Here is a 14259-nt window from a genome sequence, read left to right on the forward strand (position 1 = left end):
GGCTAGCGTGTGATCCATCAACTCTGACGTGTACCCCGGCGAAGGCCGGGGCCCAGCTGGGGGACGCTATTGATGTGCGTCGCTTCATCCCCCGGCCTTCCCAAATGGGCCCCGGCCTTCGCCGGGGTACGAAGAGGGATGGTTCAAGTCAGCTGGATCAAACCCTAGAAGCGCGCCCGGACGCCGACCGTCGCGGTGCGCGGCGCACCCGGCTGCACCCACACCGGGGCATAGCTGTTCGCATACCATTGCGCGTCGAACAGGTTGCTGACCGACGCGAACAGCGTCGTCTCCGGCGTCAGATCGACCTCGCCGAACACGCGCGCCAGCGTATGCGCGGGCAAGGTGAAGCTGGTGCCGGTCTGCCCATTGCGCTCGCCGACATGTTGCACCCCCGCCCCCAGTGATGCCTCGCGCGCACCGAAGGTCAGATGCTTGGCGAGCTGCACATTGGCATTGTGCTTCGGAATATTGATGAGCGGATCGCCCGGGACGATCTGGAAAGAGAAATTCGGATCGCGCACCCGCGACCGCGCCTCGGCATCGGTATAGGCATAGCTGATCGATACATCGATGCGCCCCGGCAATTGCCCGTTGACGTCCAGCTCGATCCCGCGGCTGCGCGCCTTGCCGATCGCGATCGAGAAGCCCGGATTGGCGGGGTCGGTCGCCAGCACGTTCGCCTTGTCGAGTTGATAGACCGCGAGCGTCCCGCTCAGTCGACCGCCGAACGCCGCCAGCTTCACCCCTGCCTCGATCGACTTGCTCGTCTCCGGCTCGAAGACAGCCCCTCGCGCATCGGTGCCGATATTGGCGCGATAACCTTCGCCATAAGCCGCATAGAGCGACAGCGGCTCCGCCAGTTCATAGACGATGCCGGCCTGCGGGCTGAACCGTGCACGGCTGCGGCGGCCTTCGGTGTTCAGCAACCGGTTGTCGACGCGCAGCAGGAAATTGTCGACGCGTCCGCCGATGCGGACCTGCAAGCGGTCAGTCAGGCTGATCTGATCCTGCACATACCCGCCCAGCGTGCGCTGCACGTCGAGCCGGTTGGTGGTCGGCGTACCCGTCGGCACCGGCCAGCGACCATACACCGGGTTCCGGATATCGATCGCATAGCTCTGCCGATCGGAGGTCGTCGCGGTGAGGACCGGCCCACGGAAGCGCGTGAAATATTGGTCCGTGTCGAAATAGTCGATGTCGCCGCCGATCAGCACCCGGTGGCGTACCCCGCCCGTCGCGAACTCCCCCGCCATTTCGGCGCGGAACACGTCGTGCGTCGACGTATAGCTGCGCGTCCGGCGCTGCCGCGACAATGTACGGCCATCGACGAACAGCTTCTGCCGCGCGGTCGCGGTCTCGGCATCCGATGACGCGCCGGTCAGCTCCGTGTCGCGATGGCTCGCGCCAAGCAACAGGCTCCACCCGCCGCCGAAATCATGCTGGAGCCGCAATTGATGGCCAAAGGCGCGCGCGACCGTATCGCCGTCGCTGGGCTCTCCCAGGAAACGCGAACGCGGCACGGTGCGGAAATCGTTGTTAAGCACGACGATGCCGCGATCGAACGGCACCGCGGTGCGCGTCCACTCCATATCGTAGATCAACCGCGTGTCCGCGCCGATCGCCAGCGCGACCGACGGCAGGAACCCCCAGCGCCGCTGGCTGATCGTGTCGCGAAACGTGTCGCCGGATTCGGCATAACCGATCCACCGCGCCGACAGCGTGCCGGTCAGCGCGACGTTCGCGTCACCCTCCGCGCGCACCGTGTCGAAGCTGCGATATTGCAGCGACGCGCTGCCGAACGTCCGCCCGATCTCGGCCTGTTTGGTCACCAGATTGATCGATCCGCCCGGCTCTCCTCGCCCCAGCACCGCCGCCGCCGGGCCCTTGAGCACCTCGACCCGTTCGATCCCCGCCACGTCACGCTGCCCGCTGAACCCGCGTCCGGCATTGAACCCGTTCACCAGATAGCCGCTCGGCAAATTCTCGTCGCCGGCAAAGCCACGGACCGCGAAACTGTCCCACAGCCCGCCCAATGTGTTCTGGCGCGCCACCGAGGCGTTGAGGTCCAGCGCATCGGTAAGCCGCAGGATGTTGTTTTCCTGCAGGGTCACGGCATCGATCGTGGTGATCGCCTGCGGGATCTCGCTCAGCGCGAAGCTCCCACGATACGGCTGCCGCACCCCTCGACCGTGACGTCGTCGTGATCCACCGCCTCGGGGTTGGCTGCGGCCGGCAACGGTGCGATGGCGAGCACCAGCGCGACGGGCAGACCACCGATCATCGCGGCGGAGCGCTTCAAACGACGACGCACGATCTTCTTCCTCCGTTCGCAGCGGCACGTCGCTCGTATCGCCCCCGTTCTCAAAAGATCGTTAACAGTGCATCCACCATGATCCAATGCGCACGAAAAAGGCCCGGGAAATCGCCCCGGGCCTCGTTCATCGACGCTATTTTGAGGCTCAGCCGCGCGCCGCTTCGTACCGGCGTCCAGCCTCGTCCCAGTTCACGACGTCCCACCACGCCTTCAGGTAACCGGGGCGGTCGTTCATGTAGGTCAGGTAATAAGCGTGCTCCCACACGTCGTTACCCAGGATCGGCGTGCCCTTTTCCTTGGCGTCGTCCATCAACGGATTGTCCTGGTTCGGCGTCGACGTGACCTTCAGCGCCCCCGCCGAATCAGCAATCACCCACGCCCAACCCGAACCGAACTGGCCCGCGCCCTTGCCGTTGAAATCTTCCTTCAGCTTGTCGAGCCCGCCGTACGCATCGATCGCCTCGGCCAACTTGCCCGACGGCTGGGTCGAACCCTTCGGCCCCATGATCTTCCAGAAGAAATCGTGGTTCCAATAACCGCCGCCATTGTTGCGGATCAGCGGCAGCAGCGACGAGACGCGCGCCAGAATATCTTCGATCGACAGCCCTTCGAGCGACGAATCGGCAGCAACACCCTCGTTCAGCTTGTTGGTGTACGCCGCATGATGCTTGTCGTGGTGGAAGGTCATCGTCTCCTTGGAGATGACCGGCTCCAGCGCGTCATAGGCGTAGGGCAGCGGCGGCAGTTCGAAAGCCATAAATCCTCCTAAAGGTTCGCGTCGGGAACGCGATGCGCTCCAAATGGCTCCCCGACACTCGTTACGCAACCGCTCCGATCAGATCATGTCGGCGCAGCGCATGGCGCAGCTGATCGTAGCTGAGCCCCAGCGCCTCGGCGGTCGCACGCTGGTTGAAGCGATGCTCAGCAAGCGACTTGGTCAACAATTCGCGCTCGAACAGCGCCACGCGGCTCTTGAAGTCGGACGGCCCGACCTCGCACGCCGCGACTTCCTCGTCGACCGGTTCTCCCGAAGGCGGCGGCGCAGTAGGCGTCGGGGCAGGCGTCGCCGCCGGGCGCTTGCCGTTCGCGCCGGACGGCCGATAGGGCGAGTCGAACGGATCGAACTCGATCGCCCCGACCGGCCCCGCACGCTCCCAACGATAGACCGCCCGCTCGACGACGTTTCGAAGCTCGCGGACGTTGCCCGACCAGCGATAGTCGCGCATCGCCTCTTCCATCTCCGCCGAGAAGCCTAGCCATTCGTCACGCCCCAGCTCCGACGACATCCGCCGCCCGAAGAAATCGGCGAGCACCGGAATGTCGCTCTTGCGCGCACGCAGCGGCGGCAGCGTCACCACCTCGAAGCACAGCCGGTCGAGCAAATCGGCGCGAAAGCTATTGTCCTCGACGCGGTCGGGCAGATGCTCGTTGGTCGCCGCGACGATCCGTACGTCGACGCGCAGAGGACGAGACGCACCGATCCGCGTCACCTCGCCATATTCGACCGCACGCAACAATCGCTCCTGCGCACCCATCGACAGCGTGCCGAGTTCATCGAGGAACAACGTCCCCCCGTCGGCCTCTTCGAACCGCCCCACCCGCGCCTTCGACGCGCCGGTGAACGCCCCCGCTTCGTGGCCGAACAATTCCGCCTCGATCAGCGTCTCGGGCAGGGCCGCGCAGTTCATCGTCACCAGCGGCTGATCCCAACGCGGGCTCAAGTGATGAAGCCGCTCGGCGACCAGCTCCTTGCCGGTCCCGCGCTCGCCGATCACCAACACCGGACGGTCGAGCGCGGCCGCGCGGCTCGCGCGCTCCAGCGCATCGAGAAAGACACCCGATTGTCCGATCACCTGCGTACTGCGCTTCATGCACCAAGGATTGGCGCAATTTGCCAGACGATAGCAACCGTCAGTTTTTCCAATTGCGCACCGCAGGGACGAAAACCCAGCATTTCCGCCACAAACGTAATTTGGCACGCCTCCTGCAATGCTTCTGGCAACAACGCATTCAGGGAGTTTCCACCATGACCACCACCTTCACCAACAAGCTTGCCGCCCTCGCCCTCACCGTCCTCGTCAGCGCCACGATGGTGCTCGGCGCGGTCGGCCCGGCGACGGCACTGGCGAACACCCCCATCGCTTCCGCCCGCGCGACGGCGTGAGCGGAGGACGGGGTGCGGGAACAGACCCTCCCCGTACCCCGTCCAATCCGCTAAGAAGGCGCGAATACCCAAGGAGTCCGTATCGAATGGGCATTTTCTCCCGCACTCGCGACATCGTCGCCGCCAACATGGCCGAGTTGCTCGACCGTGCGGACGATCCCGCCAAGATGGTCCGCATCATCATCGCGGAGATGGAAGACACGCTGGTCGAGGTTCGCGCCTCTGCCGCGCGGACCATCGCCGACCAGAAGGAGATGCGCCGCCATATCGCCAAGCTGGCGGAACTGGAGGCAAGCTGGACCGAAAAGGCCGAGCTGGCGCTTTCCAAGAGCCGCGAAGACCTCGCCAAGGCGGCACTGGTCGAGCGCCGCAAGGCTGCTGACATGGGCGCGCAGCTCCGCGAGGAAGTGACCGGCCTCGACGAGGCGCTTCGCTCTTCCGAAGAAGATATCGCCAAGCTGCAGAACAAGTTGCGCGAAGCGCGTGCCAAGCAGAACGCGATCGCGACGCGGCTGGAGAGCGCCAACACCAAGGCGCGGCTGCGCGAGATGTGGAACGGCCCCAAGACGCACGAGGCGTTCAGTCGCTTCGAGGTTCTGGAGCGCCGCGCCGACGAGGCGGAGGGACGCGCCGAGGCGATGGGCCTCACGCCCCGCACGCTGGAGGATGAATTCAACGAGTTGCGGTCGAACGACAAGATCGACGCCGAACTCGAAGCGCTCAAGAAGCGCCTGAACAAGGAGGGTTGAGATGGATTTGACCGGCGTCATCGCCATTCTGGCATTCATGATCGGATTGCCGTGGCTGATCCTGCACTACGTGACGAAGTGGAAGACCGCGCCCAAGATGACCGGTGAGGACGAGCAATTGCTCGACGAGATGTACAATCTCGCCCGCCGGCTCGAGGACCGCGTCAACACCGTCGAGCGGATCGTCGCCGCGGACAATCCCGATTTCCGCCCGGGCATCGCCGACTATCGCTCGGCGCCTGACTATCGTCTCGATCAACCCACGTCGCAGCGGAGGAACTGATGTCCGACAGCCGCACCAACTTCTATCTCGATCCGCAGAACGGCAAGTGGAAGGGCGTTTGCGCCGGTATTGCCGACTATATCGGGATCGAGGTCTTGTGGGTCCGCCTCGGGATCGCCGGCCTGACGATCGTCGCGCAGCAATGGTGGATCCTGCTCGCTTACATCATCGTCGCCTGGATCGTCGATCCGAAGCCGACCGGCCTCTATCAGGATCATGACGACCAGAAATTCTGGCAGGGCGTCCGCGCCAATCCGAAGCGGTCGACCGCCGAAGTCCGCGCCAAGTTCCGCGACATCGATCGCCGCCTCGCCGATATCGAGCTGCATTACACCAGCCGCAACTCGTCACTGGCCAAGGAAATCGACAGCCTGCGGTAAGCGCTGCGTCAGCAAAGGGTTAGGTCATGCATATCAGTCCGCTTCTCATCCCACTCTTCGCGCTGCTGATTCCGATCATCGGGGCCCTGTCCGCGCTGGTTTTCAAGCCGTGGCTGGAACTTCAGCGTCGCCGGCTCGAGATCGACGCCGAGCGCACCGCCGAGAAGGCCGCCCAATATGCGGCGCAGACCGAGCGGCTGGAGGCACGCGTCCGTGTCCTTGAACGGATCGCCACCGACAAGGGCGTGGCGCTCGCCGACGAGATCGACGCGCTGCGCACCATGCCCGACCAGCGTCCGCTGAACTGAACACCTGAAGATGAACGAAAGAGGGAGGAACTATCGTGCCGTGGTCCGTAGCGATAATGGTGGTCCTGATCGTGATGATCGTCACCATCGGCCGCGTCAGCCGGGAGAGATATCGGGCCGAGCGCGCGCAGACGCGGCTCCCCGATACTGAGGCATCGCCCCGCGCCTACGACGAAATCCGCCAGCTCAAGGAACGCATCGCAGTTCTGGAGCGCGTCATCACCGATCAACACGGCCGCAGCGATCTGGAACGCCAGATCGAAGAGCTGCGCGACCGCTGACCTCAACGCCAGCACAGGAGAAGGCAGCCATGTCCGATCCCCAGATCACCCTTACCCTCGCCGTTGCGTCGCTTGCCGGACTGGCGATGCTGGTCTTCGCCGCCCTGAACGGCTGGCGCGGCTGGCTCCAGCTCAAGAGCCAGGAGATGCGCTTGGGGAGCGAACCCTCCCCCGCACCCCAGGCGGGGGCGCGCATCGAGATCGCCGACCTCAAGGAGCGCATCCGCAAGCTGGAAGCGATCGCCGCCGGCGTCGACCTCTGAATGGTTGCGGGCGGCGCGCCAGAGCGGTAGCGCGCCCGGCATGACCGAAGCCGCTGCCACGCTCGACGACGTCCGCGACGAATATGCCTTTTTGGAAGGCGACGACCGCTACCGCCTCCTCGTCGACCTCGGCCGCGCGCTCGAGCCGATGCCGGCGGCACTCAAGACCGATGCGACCTTGGTGCGCGGCTGCTCCGCCTCGGTCTGGGTCTATCCCGCGGTCCGCGAGGATGCCCGGCTCCACTTTCTGGCGGACAGCAACGCGCACATCACCAAGGGCATCATCGCTTTGGTGCTGCTCACGGTGCAGGATCGCACACCCGCGGAAATCCTCGCGACCGATGTGGAGGGCGAACTGGCGTCCTTCGACCTGAAGGCGCAACTCAGCTCGAACCGCACGCAGGGCATTCCGAACATGATCGCGCTGATCCGCGAGACCGCCGCCCGCTACGCCGGCTGACTCCTTCGTCATTCCCGCGAAGGCGGGAACCCAGACGCGCAGGCCCATCGATAGAAGCGTGAAGTCAAAGGTTCTGGATTCCCGCCTACGCGGGAATGACGCCGACAATGAAAGCCATTTTCTCAACCGTCACCCCGGCGAGGGCCGGGGCCTAGTTGGTAAGGCCGTCGTGAAAAGAACGCCTCGCGCCGTCACGAATACTGCGTAGCGGGACCCCGGCGTTCGCCGGGGTGACGGGATAAATAGGTGACGGCGCGCGCCCCCTCACCCCGCCATCGGCAGCCGCAACCGCACCAGCAACCCGCCGAGGTCCTCGCTCTCCTCCAGAGTCACCATCCCGTCGTAGATCTCCGCGACGTCCCGCACGATCGCCAGCCCCAGCCCGGTGCCCGGCTTGCCGGTATCGAGCCGCACCCCACGGTCGAAGATCCGAATACGGTCCGCCTCCGGTATCCCCATCCCGTCATCCTCGACCAGTATCTCGACGAACCCCGCCTCGGCGCCGACGGTCACGAACACGCTGCCGCCGCCGTATTTCGCGGCATTCTCGACCAGATTGCCCATGATCTCGTCGAGATCCTGCCGCTCGATATGCGCGACGAGATCCTTCGGCCCGCTCATGTCGATCCGGACATGCGGATAGAGGCGCTGCACCGCGCGCTCGACCGATTCGACGCTCGGCCACACCTGCGCGCGGCTGTGCGCCGATCCGCGCCGCCCGACCGCGCGCGCGCGCGCCAGATGGTGGTCGACCTGACGCCGCATCGTCCGCGCCTCACGGATCACGGTATCGGCGAGATCGTCCGACTGCGCAGTCGCGGCGTTCATGATGACCGTCAGCGGCGTCTTGAGCGCGTGCGCCAGATTGCCGGCATGGCGCCGCGCTTCCTCGGCCTGCGTCTCGTTGTGCGCGACCAGCGCGTTGAGTTCCTCGACCATCGGCAGCAATTCGAGCGGCATCGCCCCGCTGATCCGGTTCGATCGCCCGGCGCGCATCTTGGCGATCTCCAGCCGTAATCGCCGGAGCGGTAGCAGCCCGTAGAAGGTCTGCAGCGTCGCCAAAACCGCCAGCCCGACCCCCAGCAGCACGAAGCTACGCACCAGCGTCCGGCGGAGCACCGCGATCTGTGCCTCCAGCGCATCGCCACGGCTCGCGACCTGGAACCGCCAGCGGACGTTCGATCCGGGCAGCGTCACGTCGCGCTCGATCACGCGCAACTTCTCGTCGGGGAACTGACTGCTGTCGTACTTGCGGATGTCCGATCCGCTATGCGGCTTGCCGTACGCCAGCTCGCGATCCCACAGCGATCGCGACGGAAACGTCTCGTGCCCCGGCGCCGACACCTGCCAGTACAGCCCCGAATAGGGCTCGAGAAAGCTCTGGTCGGCAGGCTGGCGATTGAAGCGCACCTCGCCGATCGGGTCGATCTCCGCCGACGCCAGCAACGACCGCAGCACATATTGCAGCTGGTCGTCGGCGTTGGCGGTCACCGCGCCGACCAGCACGCGATCGAGCGCGAACCCGCCGCCGACCAGCAGTGCGGCGATCCACGCGAACGCGATCAGGATCATCCGTCGCGAGAGCGACCCGCTCGCGCGCGGCTGGCTAACCTCGCCTTCGGTCATCGTGTCAGGCGTCCGGGTCTTCCAAGCTGTAGCCGAGCCCGCGGATCGTCGTGATCACGTCCTGCCCCAGCTTCTTGCGGATGCGCGTGACGAACACCTCGATCGTATTCGAATCGCGGTCGAAGTCCTGATCGTAGATATGCTCGATCAACTCGGTGCGGCTGACCACCTTGCCCTTGTGATGAAGCAGATAGCTGAGCAGCTTATATTCCTGCGCGGTCAGCTTCACCGGATCGCCGGCGCGCGTCACCTTCCCCGAACGGGTATCGAGCCGCACATCGCCCGCGATCAGCTCCGACGAGGCATTGCCCGACGCGCGACGGATCAGCGCGCGCAGCCGGGCGATCAGTTCCTCGGTCTGGAACGGCTTGGCGACGTAATCGTCGGCGCCCGCATCGAGCCCGGCGACCTTGTCCGACCAGCTGTCGCGCGCGGTCAGCACCAGCACGGGGGTGACCTTGCCCTCCTTGCGCCAGCGATCGAGCACCGTCAGCCCGTCGATCTCCGGCAGGCCGAGGTCGAGCACGATCGCGTCGTAATTCTCGGTGGAGCCGAGGAAATGCCCCTCCTCGCCATCGGTCGCCAGATCGATGGCGTAACCCGCACCCTCCAGCGTTGATTTCAGCTGCTGCCCCAGATTGGGCTCATCCTCGACGATCAGCACGCGCATGGGTGAAGGGGCTCCTCAAGAAAACGATTGTCTGGCGATCGGGCTAGCACGAAAGCCGGGGGCTATGGAATTGCGGCTTTCACCGCGCTGAACGCCTGCTCAGCGGCCAGTCCGTCCCAAAATCTGACCGGTACGGCCATCGACGTCGACCCAGATCACCGCGCCGTCGCGCAGGAACTTCAGCGTGTAGATGCCGCTCGGCATTTCGAGGTCGAAGCCGATATATTGCGCGTCGCGCATCGTGGGCACGACGCGCCGTTCGATCTCCGGCAGCGGCAGTAATCTCCCCTGCCGCCGCGCCTGCAACGCCGCCGCCCCCTCGCGCACCTGCTCGGGCAGCGGCAGCGCGATCGCCGGGGCGGCCAGGCCGCACAGAAGAAGCGAAGGAAGCATTTTCACCGGTGTAGGCGTAGCGATAGCGGCTTGAACAGCCTGTGAACGACGAAAGCGGTGCATGTATCCTCCGCGCAACTTGCTCCCGCCCTCCCGGTTCCCTAGGTCGCAGGCCATGGCCGCACCTATATTGTCGTATGAAGACCTCGGGCTCGTTCAGGGGTCCGGCTGGCTGTTCCGCCATCTCGACCTATACGTGGGCGAGCGGGATCGGCTGGCGCTGATCGGGCGCAATGGCGCGGGCAAGTCGACGTTGCTCAGGCTGATCGCGGGCGTCATCGATGCCGACGAAGGGCGGCGGACGATCGTGCCCGGCACCAAGGTGGTGATGCTGGAGCAGGATCCGGACGTCAGCAATTTCGCGACGCTGCGCGACTATGCGCTGGCCGGAAACGACGCGCCTGAACATTATCAGGCCGACGCGATCGCCGACCAGCTCGGCATCGACTTGTCGCGCGAGGCATCCTCCGCCTCGGGCGGCGAGCGTCGCCGCGCCGCGATCGTCCGCGCATTGGCGATGGACCCCGACGTGCTGCTGCTCGACGAACCGACCAACCACCTCGATATCGCCGCGATCGAATGGCTCGAGGATTGGCTCAAGCGCTTCACGGGCGCGTTCGTCGTCATCAGCCACGACCGGACCTTCCTCACCCGGCTGACCAAGCAGACGCTCTGGCTCGATCGCGGCGAGCTGCGCCGTGCCGAGGTCGGGTTCGGCGGCTTCGATGCATGGACCGAACAGGTCTATGCCGAGGAGGAGCGCAACGCGCAGCGCCTCGACGCCAAGCTGAAGATCGAGGAGCATTGGCTGCAACGTGGCGTCACCGGACGCCGCCGCCGCAACCAGGGTCGGCTGTCGAAGCTCAAGGAAATGCGGGCGGAGCGTGCCGCTATGATGGGGCCGCAGGGCGCCGCCGCGCTCCAGATGGCGAGCGACGACAACAAGACCAAGATCGTGATCGACGTCGACCATGTCTCGAAGAGCTTCGGCGACCGCCCGATCATCCGCGACCTGAACCTGCGCGTCGCGCGTGGCGACCGGATCGGTGTGGTCGGACGCAATGGCGCGGGCAAGACGACCCTGCTCAAGCTGCTGACCGGGGAGCTGGAACCCGACGCCGGTACCGTCAAGCGCGCCAAGACGCTCGACGGCATCTTCATCGACCAGCAGCGCAGCCTGATGGCGCCGCAAAAGACCGTGCGCGAAGTACTGGCCGACGGCGGCGAGTGGATCGACGTGCTCGGCGCGCGCAAGCACATCCACGGCTATCTCAAGGAATTCCTGTTCGATCCCTCGCTGACCGAGGCGAAGGTCGGCACCTTGTCGGGCGGCGAGCGCTCGCGCCTGCTGCTCGCGCGCGAGTTCGCCCGTGAATCGAACCTGTTGATCCTCGACGAGCCGACCAACGATCTCGATCTGGAAACGCTCGATCTGTTGCAGGAGGTGATCGCGGATTACGGCGGCACCGTGCTGATCGTCAGCCACGATCGCGACTTCCTCGACCGCACCGTGACGATCACGCTCGGGCTGGACGGGTCGGGGCAGGTCGACGTCGTCGCGGGCGGTTACGAGGATTGGGAGCGGCAACGCAGGCCGCGCGTGCAGCCAACGAAGAAGGCCGCGGCAAAGCTCGCCGCCGTGCCGCCATCTCAGGCCCCGACGCGCGTGAAGCTCACTTACAAGGATCAGCGCGACTACGATCTGCTGCCCAAGCGGATCGAGGAGTTGGACGCGCGCATCGCTGCCGACGAAGCCGCTATGGCCGATCCGGGACTGTATACACGCGATCCCGCGGCGTTCGACCGACTGAGCCGCAATATCGCGACGCTCCGCGACGAGAAGGACGCCGCCGAGATGCGCTGGCTTGAACTGGCCGAGATTGTAGAAAATGCTTGAAAGTCAAAGGTCGAAGCTTACCCGGCTTTAACCGTTTCCGCTTAATGCTCACGGCACGGAGGAAGTGCTGTGAGCGGATCGGAACCAATCGACTTCGAACAACGTCTGGCCGCGTTCGGTTATACCGAACGCAGCTATGCGGCCTTTCCCGTGGTGCAGCGCGCGATCGAGCGTCATGCCCCCACCGCGCTCGTCGCGCTCTACAAGCATATTGCCAGCACGCCGGCGATCAGCCGCATGTTCCAGTCGCAGGCACGGATGGATCACGCCCGCGACAAGCAGCTCGAACATTGGCGCAAGCTCTTTTCGGGGCCGATCGATCGTAACTACGCCGCGGCCGCCTCGCACATCGGGCAGATCCACGCGCGCATCGGCCTTGCCCCCACCTGGTACATCAGCGGCTATGCGCGGATGCTGGAGCATGTGCTCCCAAAGGTGATGCTGGGCCGCCTGCTCTGGCCGTTCGGTGCCCGTCGCCGCGCGCGTGCGGCGACCGCCTTGGTCAAGGCGTCGCTGATCGACATGGACATCGCGCTCGCCGCCTATTTTGAGGCCGAGCAGGCCGGTCGCCGCGCCGTGATCGAGCGCTGCGGGCAGGTGTTCGAGCGAATGGCGCACGGCGACCTGACCGAGACGCTCGACGGGCTCCCGGCCGAATATCAGGCGCTCGCCGACAGCTTCGAGGCGATGCGCACGCAGATGTCGACGACCCTAGGCGTCGTCACCCGGTCCAGCCTGCAGATCCGCACCGGCTCGGGCGACATTCGTCAGGCCTCCGACGATCTGTCGCAGCGCACCGAGCAGCAGGCCGCCTCGCTCGAGGAAACCGCCGCCGCGATGGACGAGATCACCGCGACGGTCCGCCAGACCGCGGACGGCGCCACACAGGCCAACCGCATCGTCGGCGAAGCGCGCACCGAAGCGGAAGAATCGGGTCAGATCGTCCGCCGCGCCGTCGAGGCGATGGGCGGCATCGAACGCTCCTCGGCGGAGATCAGCGAGATCATCACCGTCATCGACGGCATCTCCTTCCAGACCAACCTGCTCGCGCTCAATGCGGGCGTCGAGGCGGCGCGTGCCGGTGAAGCGGGCAAGGGCTTTGCGGTCGTCGCGTCCGAAGTCCGCGCGCTGGCGCAGCGCTCGGCAGACGCGGCCAAGGACGTAAAGACGCGCATCCTCGCTTCCTCCGAACAGGTCGGCGTCGGCGTCGATCTCGTCAACGAGGCGGGTCAGGCGCTCCAGCGCATCATCGGCCGCATCGGCGAGATCAGTGATCTCGTCTCGCGCATCGCCACCTCGGCGAGCCAGCAGTCGGTCGGGCTCGGACAGGTGAACACCGCGGTGTCGGAGATGGACAACGTCACGCAGCGCAATGCCGCGATGGTCGAACAGGCCACCGCCGCGGCGCGCACCCTCGCCGCGGAGGCCGAAACGCTGTCGCGCGAAGTGGCACGCTTCCGGCTCGGCGAGGCGGACGGCAACCCGGTTCACCGAATGCAAAAGCGACTGGCGGCGGCCTGATCCGACCCGCCCGACAGACGCGGACCCGGGGCCGACCGACTTTCAATCCTTTCGGTTGGCTCCTTCCTTCTAACCTTGTTGCGCAACGAAGCACTGAGCGCCCCACGTCACCCCAGCTGCTTCCCCTCTCGCCCGGCGACCTCGACGACATATTGCCACGCGACCCGCCCCGAGCGACTCCCGCGGCGCGTCGCCCATTGCACCGCCTCCGCCGCGTCGAACGGCAATCCGTAGCGCTCGGCAAAGCCGCGCACGATCGCCAGATAGCCATCCTGATCGACGACATGGAAGCCGAGGCTCAGCCCGAAGCGATCCGCAAGCGCCATCTGGTCATCCACGGAGTCGCGCGGGTTGATCGCGCTTTCCTGTTCCTTGATGTCGCGGGTCACCAGGTGGCGACGGTTGGAGGTGACGATCAGCCGCGCGTTCGCCGGCCGCGCTTCTGCGCCACCTTCGAGCAGCGAGCGCAGCACGCGGGCTTCCGCCGCCACGTGGAAGCCGAGATCGTCGAGGAAGATCGCAAACGCGCGCGGCTGCCCCGCGACGACGTCGAACAGCCGTGGCAGCGTCTCCAGGCGATCCGCCGCGACCTCGACCAACGCGATCGCACCGCCCTCCGCCTGCACCGCGCCGACCGCCGCCTTCACCAGCGCCGACTTGCCGGTCCCGCGCGCTCCCCACAGCAGCGCGTCCTGCGCCGGTAATCCCTCCGCCAGCCGCTTGAGATTTGCGAGCAAGGCCACCTTCTGCGCCTCCGCCCCTTGCAACAACGCCAAGGGCAGTGGCGCAAAGGCACGTGCCGCCACCAACGCGCCATCGCGCCAGATGTAGGCGGGATCTGCCAGCGGATCGGCGCTGGTGGGCGGTTTTGGAGCGAGCCGCTCCAGCGCGGCGGCGATCCGGTCGAGGGCGTCGGTCATCGCGATTCCGCTAATCTGGTCGTCACG

16 protein-coding genes and 1 pseudogene are annotated in these 14259 nt (G+C 65.8%); 10 read left to right on the plus strand and 7 right to left on the minus strand.

Annotated features, from left to right (window positions below):
* Positions 1-164: 164 nt before the first annotated feature.
* From QP166_RS08710 to pspF, 3 genes and pseudogenes are all read right to left on the minus strand, one after another.
* Positions 165-2284 (minus strand): annotated as a pseudogene (locus QP166_RS08710) (TonB-dependent siderophore receptor).
* 178 nt (positions 2285-2462) lie between these two features.
* Positions 2463-3074: a superoxide dismutase gene (locus tag QP166_RS08720; protein ID WP_333915557.1), complete on the minus strand. Its 612-nt coding sequence runs from the start codon at positions 3072-3074 to the stop codon at positions 2463-2465.
* A 61-nt stretch (positions 3075-3135) separates the two neighbouring features.
* Positions 3136-4188, minus strand: coding sequence for a phage shock protein operon transcriptional activator (gene pspF, locus QP166_RS08725; RefSeq protein WP_333915558.1), 1053 nt, complete (start codon positions 4186-4188; stop codon positions 3136-3138).
* A gap of 155 nt (positions 4189-4343) precedes the next feature.
* On the opposite strand from pspF, the gene QP166_RS08730 reads away from it, so the two are divergent.
* The 8 genes from QP166_RS08730 (at position 4344) to QP166_RS08765 (ending at position 7205) form a co-directional block, all read left to right on the plus strand.
* Positions 4344-4481 (plus strand): hypothetical protein, encoded by a 138-nt coding sequence (locus tag QP166_RS08730; RefSeq protein WP_333915559.1) that lies wholly within the window; start codon positions 4344-4346, stop codon positions 4479-4481.
* An 86-nt stretch (positions 4482-4567) separates the two neighbouring features.
* Positions 4568-5230: a phage shock protein PspA gene (gene pspA / locus QP166_RS08735; protein ID WP_333915560.1), complete on the plus strand. Its 663-nt coding sequence runs from the start codon at positions 4568-4570 to the stop codon at positions 5228-5230.
* Between the two features lies 1 nt (position 5231).
* Positions 5232-5513: an envelope stress response membrane protein PspB gene (gene pspB, locus QP166_RS08740; RefSeq protein WP_333915561.1), complete on the plus strand. Its 282-nt coding sequence runs from the start codon at positions 5232-5234 to the stop codon at positions 5511-5513.
* On the plus strand, positions 5513-5893 hold the full coding sequence (gene pspC, locus QP166_RS08745; RefSeq protein ID WP_333915562.1) for an envelope stress response membrane protein PspC: 381 nt from the start codon (positions 5513-5515) through the stop codon (positions 5891-5893). The genes pspB and pspC overlap by 1 nt, the downstream gene beginning before the upstream one ends.
* 26 nt (positions 5894-5919) lie before the next feature.
* Positions 5920-6201: a hypothetical protein gene (locus tag QP166_RS08750; protein ID WP_333915563.1), complete on the plus strand. Its 282-nt coding sequence runs from the start codon at positions 5920-5922 to the stop codon at positions 6199-6201.
* Positions 6202-6257: 56 nt separating this feature from the next.
* The gene (locus QP166_RS08755; protein ID WP_333915564.1) at positions 6258-6482 is read left to right on the plus strand and encodes a hypothetical protein; all 225 of its coding nucleotides are present in this window, start codon (positions 6258-6260) and stop codon (positions 6480-6482) included.
* A gap of 29 nt (positions 6483-6511) precedes the next feature.
* Positions 6512-6745: a hypothetical protein gene (locus QP166_RS08760; protein WP_333915565.1), complete on the plus strand. Its 234-nt coding sequence runs from the start codon at positions 6512-6514 to the stop codon at positions 6743-6745.
* 40 nt (positions 6746-6785) lie between these two features.
* A complete protein-coding gene (locus QP166_RS08765) occupies positions 6786-7205 on the plus strand; it encodes a SufE family protein (protein WP_333915566.1) in 420 nt (139 codons plus the stop codon).
* Positions 7206-7469: 264 nt separating this feature from the next.
* Here QP166_RS08765 and QP166_RS08770 read toward each other — a convergent pair whose 3' ends face one another.
* The 3 genes from QP166_RS08770 to QP166_RS08780 form a co-directional block, all read right to left on the minus strand.
* Positions 7470-8777: a sensor histidine kinase gene (locus QP166_RS08770; RefSeq protein ID WP_443027249.1), complete on the minus strand. Its 1308-nt coding sequence runs from the start codon at positions 8775-8777 to the stop codon at positions 7470-7472.
* 58 nt (positions 8778-8835) lie between these two features.
* Entirely contained in the window at positions 8836-9501 is a 666-nt protein-coding gene (locus QP166_RS08775) for a response regulator transcription factor (RefSeq protein ID WP_333915568.1), read from the minus strand.
* Positions 9502-9600: 99 nt separating this feature from the next.
* Complete coding sequence (locus QP166_RS08780) at positions 9601-9894, minus strand: hypothetical protein (protein ID WP_333915569.1); 294 nt, start codon at positions 9892-9894, stop codon at positions 9601-9603.
* A gap of 115 nt (positions 9895-10009) precedes the next feature.
* Between QP166_RS08780 and QP166_RS08785 the strand changes: the two genes are divergently transcribed.
* On the plus strand, positions 10010-11791 hold the full coding sequence (locus tag QP166_RS08785; protein ID WP_333915570.1) for an ABC-F family ATP-binding cassette domain-containing protein: 1782 nt from the start codon (positions 10010-10012) through the stop codon (positions 11789-11791).
* 69 nt (positions 11792-11860) lie between these two features.
* Positions 11861-13312: a methyl-accepting chemotaxis protein gene (locus QP166_RS08790; RefSeq protein ID WP_333915571.1), complete on the plus strand. Its 1452-nt coding sequence runs from the start codon at positions 11861-11863 to the stop codon at positions 13310-13312.
* 107 nt (positions 13313-13419) lie between these two features.
* Here the strand turns inward: QP166_RS08790 and QP166_RS08795 are convergent, their stop codons facing one another.
* Positions 13420-14232 (minus strand): ATP-binding protein, encoded by an 813-nt coding sequence (locus tag QP166_RS08795; protein WP_333915572.1) that lies wholly within the window; start codon positions 14230-14232, stop codon positions 13420-13422.
* Positions 14233-14259 lie beyond the last annotated feature (27 nt).

Source organism: Sphingomonas sp. LR60, from assembly GCF_036855935.1.
Classification (GTDB): domain Bacteria; phylum Pseudomonadota; class Alphaproteobacteria; order Sphingomonadales; family Sphingomonadaceae; genus Sphingomonas.

Excerpts from the sequence above, each read along its gene's own strand:
- QP166_RS08720 (WP_333915557.1), bottom strand. The coding sequence starts at position 3,074 with ATGGCTTTCGAACTGCCGCCGCTGCCCTACGCCTATGACGCGCTGGAG.
- pspF (WP_333915558.1), bottom strand. The coding sequence starts at position 4,188 with ATGAAGCGCAGTACGCAGGTGATCGGACAATCGGGTGTCTTTCTCGAT.
- QP166_RS08730 (WP_333915559.1), top strand. The coding sequence starts at position 4,344 with ATGACCACCACCTTCACCAACAAGCTTGCCGCCCTCGCCCTCACCGTC.
- pspA (WP_333915560.1), top strand. The coding sequence starts at position 4,568 with ATGGGCATTTTCTCCCGCACTCGCGACATCGTCGCCGCCAACATGGCC.
- pspB (WP_333915561.1), top strand. The coding sequence starts at position 5,232 with ATGGATTTGACCGGCGTCATCGCCATTCTGGCATTCATGATCGGATTG.
- pspC (WP_333915562.1), top strand. The coding sequence starts at position 5,513 with ATGTCCGACAGCCGCACCAACTTCTATCTCGATCCGCAGAACGGCAAG.
- QP166_RS08750 (WP_333915563.1), top strand. The coding sequence starts at position 5,920 with ATGCATATCAGTCCGCTTCTCATCCCACTCTTCGCGCTGCTGATTCCG.
- QP166_RS08755 (WP_333915564.1), top strand. The coding sequence starts at position 6,258 with ATGGTGGTCCTGATCGTGATGATCGTCACCATCGGCCGCGTCAGCCGG.
- QP166_RS08760 (WP_333915565.1), top strand. The coding sequence starts at position 6,512 with ATGTCCGATCCCCAGATCACCCTTACCCTCGCCGTTGCGTCGCTTGCC.
- QP166_RS08765 (WP_333915566.1), top strand. The coding sequence starts at position 6,786 with ATGACCGAAGCCGCTGCCACGCTCGACGACGTCCGCGACGAATATGCC.
- QP166_RS08770 (WP_443027249.1), bottom strand. The coding sequence starts at position 8,777 with ATGATCCTGATCGCGTTCGCGTGGATCGCCGCACTGCTGGTCGGCGGC.
- QP166_RS08775 (WP_333915568.1), bottom strand. The coding sequence starts at position 9,501 with ATGCGCGTGCTGATCGTCGAGGATGAGCCCAATCTGGGGCAGCAGCTG.
- QP166_RS08780 (WP_333915569.1), bottom strand. The coding sequence starts at position 9,894 with ATGCTTCCTTCGCTTCTTCTGTGCGGCCTGGCCGCCCCGGCGATCGCG.
- QP166_RS08785 (WP_333915570.1), top strand. The coding sequence starts at position 10,010 with ATGGCCGCACCTATATTGTCGTATGAAGACCTCGGGCTCGTTCAGGGG.
- QP166_RS08795 (WP_333915572.1), bottom strand. The coding sequence starts at position 14,232 with ATGACCGACGCCCTCGACCGGATCGCCGCCGCGCTGGAGCGGCTCGCT.